At 64.7% G+C, this 12333-nt stretch carries 10 protein-coding genes; 7 read left to right on the top strand and 3 right to left on the bottom strand.

The features are described 5' to 3' along the window. Window positions 1-37: 37 nt before the first annotated feature. Both dapD and dapC read right to left on the bottom strand, forming a co-directional pair. A complete protein-coding gene (gene dapD, locus ACEN8I_RS09070; RefSeq protein WP_074574235.1) occupies window positions 38-865 on the bottom strand; it encodes a 2,3,4,5-tetrahydropyridine-2,6-dicarboxylate N-succinyltransferase in 828 nt (275 codons plus the stop codon). 28 nt (window positions 866-893) lie between these two features. Beyond that, window positions 894-2099, bottom strand: coding sequence for a succinyldiaminopimelate transaminase (gene dapC / locus ACEN8I_RS09075; protein ID WP_413328038.1), 1206 nt, complete (start codon window positions 2097-2099; stop codon window positions 894-896). 353 nt (window positions 2100-2452) lie between these two features. Here dapC and smc point away from each other — a divergent pair, with 353 nt between their 5' ends. Both smc and ACEN8I_RS09085 read left to right on the top strand, forming a co-directional pair. After that, complete coding sequence (gene smc, locus ACEN8I_RS09080; RefSeq protein WP_413328041.1) at window positions 2453-5989, top strand: chromosome segregation protein SMC; 3537 nt, start codon at window positions 2453-2455, stop codon at window positions 5987-5989. 7 nt (window positions 5990-5996) lie between these two features. Continuing rightward, complete coding sequence (locus ACEN8I_RS09085) at window positions 5997-7088, top strand: cell division protein ZipA C-terminal FtsZ-binding domain-containing protein (protein ID WP_413328042.1); 1092 nt, start codon at window positions 5997-5999, stop codon at window positions 7086-7088. A 27-nt stretch (window positions 7089-7115) separates the two neighbouring features. On the opposite strand, the gene ACEN8I_RS09090 is transcribed toward ACEN8I_RS09085, so the two are convergent. Beyond that, a complete protein-coding gene (locus ACEN8I_RS09090) occupies window positions 7116-7256 on the bottom strand; it encodes a hypothetical protein (RefSeq protein WP_413328044.1) in 141 nt (46 codons plus the stop codon). A 146-nt stretch (window positions 7257-7402) separates the two neighbouring features. Between ACEN8I_RS09090 and ACEN8I_RS09095 the strand changes: the two genes are divergently transcribed. From ACEN8I_RS09095 to ACEN8I_RS09115, 5 genes are all read left to right on the top strand, one after another. Continuing rightward, window positions 7403-8296, top strand: coding sequence for a hypothetical protein (locus ACEN8I_RS09095; RefSeq protein ID WP_413328046.1), 894 nt, complete (start codon window positions 7403-7405; stop codon window positions 8294-8296). Between the two features lie 159 nt (window positions 8297-8455). Further along, window positions 8456-10528: an NAD-dependent DNA ligase LigA gene (ligA, locus tag ACEN8I_RS09100; RefSeq protein WP_413328047.1), complete on the top strand. Its 2073-nt coding sequence runs from the start codon at window positions 8456-8458 to the stop codon at window positions 10526-10528. 170 nt (window positions 10529-10698) lie between these two features. After that, window positions 10699-10890 carry a hypothetical protein gene (locus ACEN8I_RS09105; RefSeq protein WP_413328049.1) on the top strand — a complete coding sequence of 64 codons (192 nt, stop codon included), beginning with the start codon at window positions 10699-10701 and terminating at the stop codon, window positions 10888-10890. Window positions 10891-11004: 114 nt separating this feature from the next. Further along, window positions 11005-11544, top strand: a complete 540-nt coding sequence (def, locus tag ACEN8I_RS09110; RefSeq protein ID WP_074574241.1) for a peptide deformylase — start codon at window positions 11005-11007, stop codon at window positions 11542-11544. An 84-nt stretch (window positions 11545-11628) separates the two neighbouring features. Next, the gene (locus ACEN8I_RS09115; RefSeq protein WP_413328050.1) at window positions 11629-12330 is read left to right on the top strand and encodes a class I SAM-dependent methyltransferase; all 702 of its coding nucleotides are present in this window, start codon (window positions 11629-11631) and stop codon (window positions 12328-12330) included. Window positions 12331-12333 lie beyond the last annotated feature (3 nt).

Here is a 12333-nt window from a genome sequence, read left to right on the forward strand (position 1 = left end):
TGTCCATCAATCAATCAGGCAAGTTACTCGGTCGTGCTCAGTCACGCAAGAGATCGTTCAGACTCGTCGTGGAACGCGTCTTGGCGTCCACGCGCTTGACGATCACCGCGCAATACATGCTGTACTTGCCGCCGGCCTTGGGCAGGTTGCCCGAAACCACGACGGAACCCGCGGGAATACGGCCGTAAGTGACGGTGTCGGCTTCGCGGTCGTAAATCGGCGTGCTCTGGCCGATGTAAACGCCCATGGAGATGACCGAGTTTTCTTCCACGATCACGCCTTCGACGACTTCGGAGCGCGCGCCTATGAAGCAGTTGTCTTCAATGATGGTGGGGTTGGCCTGCAGGGGTTCGAGCACGCCGCCCAGGCCCACGCCGCCGGAGAGGTGGACGTTGTTGCCGACCTGCGCGCAACTGCCCACGGTGGCCCAGGTGTCGACCATGGTGCCTTCGCCGACCCAGGCGCCGATGTTGACGTAGCTGGGCATCAGGATCGCGCCCTTGGCGATGTAGCTGCCGCGGCGCGCCACGGCGGGCGGCACCACGCGCACGCCGGTGGCGCGCATTTCACTTTCGCTCAGGTGGGCGAACTTGGTGGGTACCTTGTCGAAAAAGCCCAGGTCGCCGGCGCGCATGAGTTCGTTGTCCTTCAGGCGAAAGCTCAGCAGCACGGCCTTTTTGATCCACTGGTGGGTGGTCCACTGGCCCACGCCTTCGCGGGTGGCCACACGCAGCTTGCCGCTGTTGAGCTGGGCGATGGTGTGCTCGACGGCGTCCAGCACTTCCTTGGGGGCCGATTGGGGCGAGAGGTTCGCGCGATTTTCCCAGGCCGCGTCAATGGTGCTTTGCAGGTTGTCTTGTGTCATGTTGGTTTCAGTCTTGTTGTCGGTGAAGTCAGGGGTTTCTGGATTGGATGAATTGAACGATGCGCTGCGCCGCTTCCACGCATTCGGCGGTTTCTGCCACCAGTGCCATGCGGATTCTGCCGGCGCCGGGATTGTGCCCCTGCGCGTCGCGCGCCAGGTAGCTGCCCGGCAACACCACGACATTGTAGAGAGCGAGCAGCTCGCGTGAAAACGCGGTGTCCGAGCCCTTGAAAGCCTCGGGGATTCCGGCCCACAGGTAAAAGCCCGCGTCGGGCAGGGCGACGTCCATCACTGCCGAGAGCATGGGCGTGACCTGGGCGAATTTTTCGCGGTACATCGCGCGGTTGTCCACCACATGCCGCTCGTCGTTCCAGGCCGCGATGCTGGCAGCCTGCACGACCGGGCTCATGGCGCTGCCGTGGTAGGTGCGGTAGAGCAAAAAGGGCTTGATCAGGGCGGCGTCGCCGGCCACAAAGCCGCTGCGCAGGCCGGGCACGTTGCTGCGTTTGGAGAGGCTGGTCAGCGACACCAGGTTCCTGAAGTCATGCCGGCCCAGCTTGGCCGCCGCCTGCAGGCCGCCCAGAGGCGCCTCGTCGCGGAAGTAGATTTCGCTGTAGCACTCGTCGGAGGCGATCACAAAGCCGTGGCGGTCGCTGAGCTCGAACAGCAGCTTCCATTCATCCAGCGACATCACCGCGCCCGTGGGATTGCCCGGCGAGCAGACAAACACCAGCTGGGTCTTGGCCCAGACGGACTCGGGCACACCGGCCCAGTCGACCGCGAAATTGCGCGCCGGGTCGCTGGGGGCGAACCAGGTCTGGGCGCCCGCCAGCAGGGCCGCGCCCTCGTAAATTTGATAAAACGGGTTGGGACAGACCACGGTGGCCCCCGGCTTGCCGGCGTCCAGCACGGTCTGCGCCAGCGAAAACAGCGCCTCGCGCGAGCCGTTGACGGGCAGGATTTGCGTGGCCGGGTCCAGCTTCAGGTCGTAGCGGCGGGCCACCCAGTCGGCCATGGCCTGGCGGAGCTTGGGCTCGCCCAGGGTGCCGGGGTAGCTTGCCAGGCCGCTCAGGCTGGCCGTCAGCGCGTCCTTGATCAGCTGTGGCGTGGCATGGCGGGGCTCGCCTATGCCCAGGCTGATGGCTTTGTAGGCGGGATTGGGGGTGACGTCGGCGTGCAACTGGCGCAGCCGCTCAAAAGGATAGGGCTGAAGGCGTGAAAGCAGGGGATTCATTCCTGGATTATCCAGCCTCGCGACCGGCCCAAAACGAGGGGCTCCCGGGCCTGCACCTTGGGGACGGCCGGACCGCTGCCAAATTGATAGCTTGAGCGCCAGGCTGGATAAGGCTGTAGCGGCGGTCGCACCGGTGCTTTGCGGCCGGCCCGCGCGGCGCGAAGCAAAGTGTTTCACGCCGGTCCCGTCAAGGGCCTTTTTCCCGGCAAAATCCGCGTCCCGCTCGGGTAACATGGCGGACCGTGCCGCTTGCCGAAGGCGGCACCCGATATGCCAGCGTTGTTGTAAAAACGCTATAAAAATCAACGAGTTAGCCTCGGGCTAACCGCAAGCTCACACAAACAGGGACAGCCGTGCGTCTCAATTCGATCAAGCTATCTGGTTTCAAGTCATTCGCGGAGCCCACCAATTTTGTATTACCGGGCCAACTGGTGGGGGTGGTGGGCCCCAACGGCTGCGGCAAGTCCAACATCATGGACGCAGTGCGCTGGGTGCTGGGCGAGAGCAAGGCGTCCGAGCTGCGCGGCGAGTCCATGCAGGACGTGATCTTCAACGGCACCACCACGCGCAAACCGGCCAGTCGCTCCAGCGTGGAGCTGGTATTCGACAACGCCGACCACCGCGCCGGCGGCCAGTGGGGCCAGTTTGTCGAGATCGCCGTCAAGCGCGTGCTGACGCGCGATGGCACCTCCAGCTACTACATCAACAACCAGCCGGTGCGCCGCCGCGACGTGCAGGACGTGTTCCTGGGCACTGGTCTGGGCCCGCGCGCCTACGCCATCATCGGCCAGGGCACCATCAGCCGCATCATCGAGTCCAAGCCCGAAGAGCTGCGCCTGTTCCTCGAGGAAGCCGCCGGCGTCTCCAAGTACAAGGAACGGCGCCGCGAGACGGCCAACCGCCTGTCCGACACCCGCGAAAACCTGACCCGCGTCGAAGACATCCTGCGCGAACTCAACGCCAACCTGGACCGGCTGGAAAAGCAGGCCGAAGTGGCCCTGCGTTACAACACCTTGCATGCCGATGCCAGTCTCAAGCAGCACCAGCTGTGGTTCCTCAAACGCGCCGAAAGCGAAGCCGACCAAGCCAAGGTCAAGGCCGATGCCGAAAAGGCGGTGAACGACCTGGAAAGCCGCGTGGCCGATCTGCGCCACATCGAGGCCGACCTGGAAACCATACGCCAGGCGCATTACGCGGCCGGCGACCAGGTCAACCAGGCCCAGGGCAAGCTGTATGAGGCCAGCGCCGAAGTCGGCCGGCTGGAAGCTGAAATCCGCTTCGTGGTTGACGGCCGCCAGCGCGTTGAGCAGCGGTTGAACCAGCTCAAGGAACAAACCGCGCAGTGGGCGACACGCAAGGAAGACGCCGCCGTCGAAACCGAAAGCCTGGCCGCCCAGGCCATAGAGGCCGAGGAAAAGGCCGAATTGCTGGCCGCGCAGACCGAAGAGCACTTGACGCAGCTGCCGGCCCTTGAAGACGCGCTGCGCCAGGCCCAGGCCAAGGCCAACGAACAGCGCACCAGCGTGGGCCAGGTGCAGCAGCAAATTCAAGTGCTGGCCGCCGACCAGCGCAACATCGAAGAGCAGTCGCGCACCCTGAACCTGCGGCTGGAAAAGCTCACGGCCGACCGCAACGCGCTCAACGCCCCCGATGAAGCCCGCCTGGCCAACCTGAACACCCAGTTCGCGGCCGCGCAGGAAGCCCAGGCCGAAGCCGAAGCCCGCCTGCACGAGCTGACCGAGAGCGTGCCGCAGCTCGATGAAGAGCGCCGCACGCTGCAGCAGACCGTCAACACCGAATCGGCCAAGCGTGCCGACCTGTCGGCGCGCATGGAGGCGCTCAAGGCCTTGCAGGAAAAGGTCAAGACTGACGGCAAACTCAAGCCCTGGCTGGCCAAGCACGGCCTGGACGGCCTGCAAGGCCTGTGGAGCCGTATCCACATCGAACAGGGCTGGGAGAATGCCCTGGAAGCCGCCCTGCGCGAACGGCTTGGCGCGCTCGAGGTCAGCCGCCTCGACATGGTGCGCGGCTTTGCCGGCAGCGACGGGCAGGGCACGCCGCCCGCCAAGCTCGCGTTTTACTCGCCGCCCAGCGCCGCCGCGCCCGCGCGCGTCAACGCCGCGATCAACCTCAAGCCTTTGACCGAACTGCTGCGCCTGAACGACGCCGGCCAGTCCGCGCTGCTGGGCGACTGGCTCAACGGCTGCTACACCGCCGCCAGCCTGGACGACGCGCTGGCCGCGCGCGACAAGTTGCAGGCCGGCGAGGTGATTTATGTGCAGAGCGGCCATGCCGTGACGCACCACAGCGTGAGTTTTTACGCCCAGGATTCCGAGCAAGCCGGTCTGCTGGCCCGCGCCCAGGAAATTGAAAACCTCGACAAGCAGCTCAAGGCCCAGGCCCTGATCAGCGAGGAAGCCCGTTCAGCGCTGGTGCGCGCCGAAGCCGCCTATGCCGACGCCGCCCAGCGCCTGGCCACGGCACGCCGCGAAACTGCCGAAGGCCAGAGCCGCGCCCACGAACTGCAGGTTGAAGTGCTGCGCCTCACGCAGCTGGCCGAGCAGACCCGCGCGCGCAGCGAGCAGATCCAGGCCGATATGGCCGAGATCGAAGCCCAACTGGCTGAACTGCAGGAGCGCAAGGTCACGGCCGAGGGCCGCTTTGAAGAGCTGGACATGCAGCTGGCCGACAGCCAGGAACGCCATGCGCAGCTCGACGACCGCGTGATCGAGACCGAGCGCAAGCTCGGCGAGTCGCGCGAGCAGCAGCGCACGCTGGAGCGCCAGGCCCAGGAGGCCGCCTTCGCGCTGCGCAGCCTGGCCTCGCGTCGCGAGGAACTGACTCGCTCCATCGACATGGCCGCCCAGCAGGCTGCTTCCATCGCCAGCGAGGAGGCGCAGGCCCGTGAAGAGCTGTCGCGCCTGACCGACGCCGCCGCGCAGGCCGGCCTGCAAAGCGCCTTGAGCGTCAAGCTCGAGCGCGAGGCCGACCTGGGCGCCAAGCGCAGTCAGTACGACGACCTGACCAGCAAGCTGCGCGCCAGCGACGAGCGCCGTCTGCAGCTTGAGCGCGAGCTCGACCCGCTGCGCCAGCGCATCACCGAGTTCCAGCTCAAGGAGCAGGCCGCGCGCCTGGGCTTCGAGCAGTACGAGCAGTTGCTGGCCGACGCCCAGGCCGACCTGGCCGCGGTGGAGCAGTCCATACAGTCCGGCAATGTGCGCCTCACGGGCCTGCAGGGCGAAATCGACCGCATCAACCGCGAAATCCAGTCGCTGGGGGCCGTCAACCTGGCCGCGCTCGACGAGCTGAGCGCCGCGCGCGAACGCAAGCAGTTCCTCGATTCGCAGTCCAAGGACCTCAACGAGGCCATGACCACGCTGGAAGACGCGATCAAGAAGATCGACATCGAAACGCGCGATTTGCTCTCCAGCACTTTCGACACCGTCAACGGCCATTTCGGCCGCATGTTCCCCGAGCTCTTCGGCGGCGGCAACGCCAAGCTCATGATGACGGGCGAGGAAATCCTGGACGCCGGCGTGCAGGTGATCGCCCAGCCGCCCGGCAAGAAGAACCAGACCATCCACTTGCTGTCGGGCGGCGAAAAAGCGCTGACCGCCATAGCGCTGGTGTTCGCCATCTTCCAGCTCAATCCCGCGCCTTTCTGCCTGCTGGATGAGGTCGACGCGCCGCTGGACGACGCCAACACCGAGCGTTATGCCAAGCTGGTGCGCTCCATGAGCAAGGAAACCCAGTTCCTGTTCATCAGCCACAACAAGATCGCGATGGAAATGGCCGAGCAGCTGATAGGCGTGACCATGCAGGAGCAGGGTGTCTCGCGCATCGTGGCCGTGGACATGGAAGCCGCGATCGGCTTCGCCGAGGCGGCCTGATCCCCGTATGAGCAGTCTGCAGATCAGTCTGGCGGTGGTGGGCGGCCTGGTGCTGGCCGGCGTCGTGGCCCACAGCGCCTGGTCCTCGCGCCGCAACCTGCCCAAGCGCGCCACGCCCGAGGCCGCGCCTGTGCCGGAAACCGCCGCCGCGGCGGATCAGCAGCCGCCAACAGCAGCAGGGGGCGAAGGCGAGGCCGAACGGCTGGAGCCCAGCTTTGACGCTGACTCGGGCCTGGCCTCGCTGAACGCGCTGACCCGGCTCACCACACCCGAGCGCAAACCCGGCCTGGACATCCTGATAGACGCCATGGCGGCCATCGCCCTGGACAACGTGGTCTCGGGCGAGGCCGCGTTGGCCGCCATGCCCAGCACGCGCCGCGCCGGCAGCAAGCCCTTTGGCGTTGAAGGCCTCAGCGTGATCACCGGCGAATGGGAGTTCCCCACGGCCGGCCACCGCTACAGCGCTTTCCAGTGCGGCGTGCAACTGGCCAACCGCACCGGCGCGCTCAACCAGATCGAATACTCCGAATTTGTCATGAAGGCCCAGGCCTTCGCCGATGCCGTGGGCGGCGAGCCCGAGTTCCCCGAAATGCTGGACGAGGTGGCCCGCGCCCGCGAACTCGACCAGTTCGCCAGCGCCCACGATGCGCAGCTCAGTTTCACCTTGCGCGCCGTCAACACCGCCTGGAGCCCCGGCTATGTGCAGCAAAGCGCGGCCCGGCTCGGTTTTGTTCCCGGCTCCATCCCCGGCCGCATGGTGCTGCCGGCCAGCCAGCCGGGCCACGCGCCCATCCTGGGCCTGGCCTTCGACACCCAGGCCGCCATGGCCGAAGACCCCGAGCAGACAGCCTTGCGCGAACTCACGCTGTCGCTGGACGTGCCCCAGGTGCTGCGCTCCGAGCAGCCCTTCGCCCGCATGTGCGAGGCGGCGCTGTCCCTGGCCGCCAATATGGACGGCGTGATCATCGACGACAACGGCAACCTGATACGGCCCGAGGCCATGGAAGTCATACACGCCGACCTCGAGCAGCTCTACGACACGCTGGACAGCCGCGATCTGTCGGCCGGCTCGGTGCTGGGGCGCCGGCTGTTCAGCTGATTCGCCGGTAGCGGCGCCGGCGCCACTTCACGCCGGCTTCACGTTCTTTTCATGCGCAAGGCAAGGATTTCGGGTATTGCCGGTATCGACCCCAAAAAAACGGGATTCGATATGGAGATGGTGCACACCCAGATCCATGTCACCTTGTGCGACCTTGAGATGCTGCATGTCTGGCTGGATTCTTGTTCCAGCAAAGCCACATCAATGTGCCTGCGAGTACAAACGTTCAGGTAGTACCATGGAAGGCCTCAGCATTTACTGGTCGTCGCCCGTGACGCGCAGCAATGACGCCTAATCCCAAGCGAGATCTCTTCTTGAATCGTTGGCGTGAATATCATGAGCCGCCCCTGGGTCGGGCCGTTTCGGAATTTGACACGGTTCAACGAGAACTTATTCAATCTCTCAAGTCCGGTGAATTTCAGCGAGGAATCGGCGCTGCGCTTGATTGCGTCACATCGGGGGCGCGATTGCTTGGCTATCAGGTGGCCACTACGGGTGCGATGCCGGATTTGACGCTTCTCAGGAAGATCGTTGCTTACGGCGGGTTGGGGTGGGGTGCATTGCACGCCCATTTCGAATGGGAAGGAATTCCGGCGTTCGGGCCAACGGGCCACGAGAAAAGTATCGTCTGGCTGTATTGTCTTGCCAAGGTCTGCGGAATCAATTCACTTTCGGATTGGTTGGGCCGGTATATCTACAACTTGTTCATACGCGGCATCATTGACGGCGCACCTGGGGATGCGACATTCAATAGTTTCACTTGGATGTTGTTTCGCGCGGTTGACAAGAGGGAATGGCCGTCCGAAGACGAACTCCCTGCGGATATCGGCATTTATCGGGGCTTGTTCACTAGCGCCGATTCGATCTCGATGAGCAATGCGGCAGCCGCAATATGCGAAGGCGTCGAATCTGCACGACTGGACGGCAAGCTCAATGCCGATGGCGAGCATTCGATCTACGAGTATGACCCTTGGGGTCTCTTTCCACTGGACATCCTGGCGCTTTGCCTCGTCCGCGAGCAGATAACCGGAGCATATTTTTCACCCGGATCCACACACACCTTGCTTGAGCCGCCATTTGTTTCGTTCCCCACGCTCAGCGAGAGTTACGAAGATGACTTGACGAGCTTGTTGACTGCTGAATGCGAAAAGCGATTTGGCAAGGGATGGCAGCCTTGGCCGCAGCTTCCCCGGTTGGAACCGCAGTAGGCTCGCGCTATCGAGCGGAAGCGGCAGCTTCTGGCCGGGTGCGGAGCCCAAAAACTGTAAATCTTGAGTTCCACCGGTGGATCAGCGTGCAACCGGCGGCAGCTCCCCTAAACTGGCGTCTGTTTTTCAATTGAACTCCATAAATAGGACCGCTCTGAGATGCCGGGGAACGCCAAGACAGCCGCACAACAACGCGATGAACTGCACAGGGTTTTGCACCAGCATGCCCATCGCTACTACGTGCTGGACGACCCCAGCGTTCCCGACGCCGAATACGACAGGCTGTTCAGGGAACTGCAGGAACTCGAGGCAGCCCATCCCGAACTGCTGACGCCGGACTCGCCGACCCAGCGCGTGGGCGGCAAGCCGCTGGACCAGTTCGCCAGCGTGCGCCACAAGGTGCCCATGCTCAGTATTCGCACCGAGACCGATACCGAGGCCACGGGCGCGCAGAACTTCGACACCCGCGTGCGCAAGGAACTGGGCCTGGCCGAGTCCGACCCGCCGGTCGAGTACGTGGCCGAGCTCAAGTTCGACGGCCTGGCCATGAGCTTGCGCTATGAGAACGGCATCCTGGTGCAGGCCGCCACGCGCGGCGACGGCGAGGTTGGCGAGGACGTCACGCAGAACATACGCACCATCAACCAGATTCCTTTGCGCTTGCCGGCCGATGCACCTGCCGTGATGGAGGTGCGAGGCGAGGTTTACATGCGCCGCGCCGACTTCGAGGCACTCAACGAAAAGCAGCGCGAGAAGATCGCGCAAGGCGCAAAAGGCGAAAAAACCTTCGTCAACCCGCGCAATGCGGCGGCCGGTGGCGTGCGCCAGCTGGACCCGGCCATGGCCGCGCAGCGGCGCCTGAGCTTTTTTGCCTACGGCCTGGGCGAGGTCACGCCGGCGGAGGAGGGCGGCCCGGCTTTCGAAACCCATTTCCAGATGCTGCTGACGCTCAAATCCTGGGGTTTTCCGGTGGCGTCGCAGACGCAGCTCGCTCAGGGCGCGCCCGAGCTGATCGCCTTTCACGAAGCCATGGGCCGGCAGCGCGACAGCCTGCCCTACGACATCGACGGCGTTGTCTACAAGGTCAACAGCCTGGCGCTGCAAAAGAAGATGGGGTTTGTCACGCGCGAGCCGCGCTGGGCCGTGGCGCACAAATACCCGGCCCAGGAACAGCTCACCACCGTGCAGGCCATCGAGGTGCAGGTCGGGCGCACCGGCAAGCTCACGCCGGTGGCGAAGCTGGCGCCGGTGTTTGTCGGCGGCGTGACCGTGACCAACGCCACACTGCACAACGAGGACGAGGCGCGCCGCAAGGATGTGCGCGTGGGCGACACAGTCATCGTGCGCCGCGCGGGCGATGTGATCCCTGAAGTTGTCGGCGTGTTACCGGATAAACGTGTTGAGGGCGCGTTGCAATTCACCATGCCGCGCAAATGCCCTGTCTGCGGCTCTGACGCCGTACGCGAAGAAGGCGAAGCCGATTACCGTTGCACCGGCGGCCTGTTCTGCGGGGCCCAGCGCAAGGAAGCCATCCTGCATTACGCGCACCGGCGCGCCGTCGAGGTCGAAGGACTGGGCGACAAGCTGGTCGAGCAACTGGTGGACGCCAACATCATCCGGACCTTGCCCGACCTTTACAAACTGGGCCTCACGGCCCTGGCCGGCCTGGACCGCATGGCCGAAAAATCGGCCAACAACCTGCTCGAGGCGCTGGAAAAATCCAAGCAGACCACCTTGCCGCGTTTCCTGTTCGGCCTGGGCATACGCCATGTCGGCGAAGCCACGGCCAAGGAGCTGGCGCGCCACTTCGGCAAGCTCGACACCATCATGGACGCGACCGAGGAGCAGTTGCTGGAAGTCAGTGACGTGGGCCCTATCGTCGCCCAAAGCATACGCACTTTCTTTGAACAGCCGCACAACCGCGAAGTGGTCGAGCAGCTGCGCGCTTGCGGCGTGACCTGGGAGGAGGGTGAGCCCGCCGCACGCGCTCCGCAGCCGCTGTCGGGCAAGACCTTTGTCATCACCGGCACCTTGCCCACCCTGAGCCGCGACGAGGCCAAGGATCGGGTGGAGGCTGCGGGCGGCAAGGTGGCCGGCTCGGTCAGCAAAAAGACCGATTTCGTCGTGGCGGGCGAGGAGGCCGGCAGCAAGCTGGCCAAGGCACTGACGCTGGGTGTGCCCGTGATAGAGGAAGCGGCCTTGCTGGCCATGCTGGCCGGGCCGTCCGAGTGATGTTTCCTGACGATCTTCTCATGCTGAGCCAGGGCTGCCGCGGGGCCAGCACCACGAGGTAGCTGTCTCCGGCCTCGGCTTACATGGCGTTACCGGGGTTTGCACGCCGGACGTCAGGCCGGCTGCCCTCGCCGGACGTTGAAAAGACCTGTACACACAGGAGCTTTTCCATGAATAACAAACGTTTGCCCGCCTTGCTGGCCGCCGCCGGCTTTGCCGCCTTGCTGTCCGGCTGTGTGGTGGCGCCGATTGCCCCGCGCCCCGTGGCGGTCTATCCGGCTCAGCCCGTCTACGTCGAACCTGCTCCGGTCGTGGTGGCTCCGGGCTACTATCGCGGCTGGGGCTACAGGCACTGGCGTTAGAGCCGCTCAAAACCCTCCTGGTGTTGTTGCGCCGCCTTGCCAGGACCGCTTCGCTGGGTTTGTGAGCGGCTCCAAGTCATACCCAAACGAGCCTCGCGCCGCCATAATCGGCGCATGACCATTCGCGAAATCCTCAAGATGGGCGACCCCCGGCTGTTGCGGGTTGCCCAGCCCGTCACCGCCTTCGACACCGATGAGCTGCACCAGCTGGTCTCGGATATGTTCGACACCATGCGGGCCGTCAACGGCGCGGGCCTGGCGGCGCCGCAGATAGGCGTGGACCTGCAACTGGTGATTTTCGGCACCGACGCGGTAAACCCGCGTTACCCCGACGCGCCGCTGGTGCCGCGCACGGTACTGCTCAACCCGGTGATCAAGCCCCTGGGCCCCGAGGAGGAAGAGGGCTGGGAAGGCTGCCTCTCGGTGCCCGGGCTGCGCGGTGTGGTGCCGCGGTTTTCGCGCATCCACTATGCCGGTTTTGACCAGTACGGCGATGCGATAGAACGCACGGTGGAGGGCTTTCATGCGCGTGTGGTGCAGCATGAGTGCGACCACCTGATAGGCACGCTCTACCCCATGCGCATCCGCGACTTCAGCCGCTTCGGTTTTACCGAGGTGCTGTTTCCCGGGCTGGACGCATCCGACGACGACTGAATACCGGCCCAGGGGCTACACTGGCCACGGTTGAGGGCTATTTCGCCCCGTTTGAGCGTGTTGTACGCAAGGAAAGTTTTCCGCATGCCGCACGCTCCCGTCCCCGGGGTGGTTCCCGCCGCCGGAACCGCCCCTTCGTCGTCCTACCAGCTCAAGTATGAAACCGTGTGCGGCAGCGGCGAAGACCTGCAACTGCGCTCGTTGTTGGACCGGCAGCAATTCCACGATCCGCTGGGTGAGGCCGAGCGCGAGGGCATTTCTTCCTCGGCCTGGCCGCTGTTCGGGCTGCTTTGGCCCTCGGGCCGGGTGCTGGCCCATGCCATGCTGACCTTCGAGCTGGAAGGCAAGCGCATCCTGGAACTGGGCTGCGGCCTGGCGCTGGCCAGCCTGGTGGTCCACAGGCGCGGCGGCAACATCACCGCCAGCGATTGCCATCCGCTGGCGGCGGAGTTCCTGCTGGAAAATCTCAAGCTCAACCAACTGCCCGCGATGAAGTACCAGACCGGCAACTGGTCGCGGGCCAACCCCCTGCTGGAGCGCTTTGACCTGATCATAGGCAGCGACGTGCTTTACGACCGCGGCCAGCCCGAGGCGCTGTCGCGTTTCATCGAGCTGCATGCGCAGCCGCGGGTCGAGGTGCTGATCGTGGACCCGGACCGGGGCAACCGGGCCAGCTTCAATCGCAGGATGGATGGGCTGGGCTATTCACGCACCGAGACGCGTGTGACGCAACTGCCGGCCGGCGGCAGCTACAAGGGCCGCCTGTTGCAGTACTTGCGGGCTTGAAAC

Origin of the sequence: Polaromonas sp. CT11-55 (genome assembly GCF_047303325.1) — a bacterium.
In the GTDB taxonomy this organism is placed as follows: domain Bacteria; phylum Pseudomonadota; class Gammaproteobacteria; order Burkholderiales; family Burkholderiaceae_C; genus Polaromonas.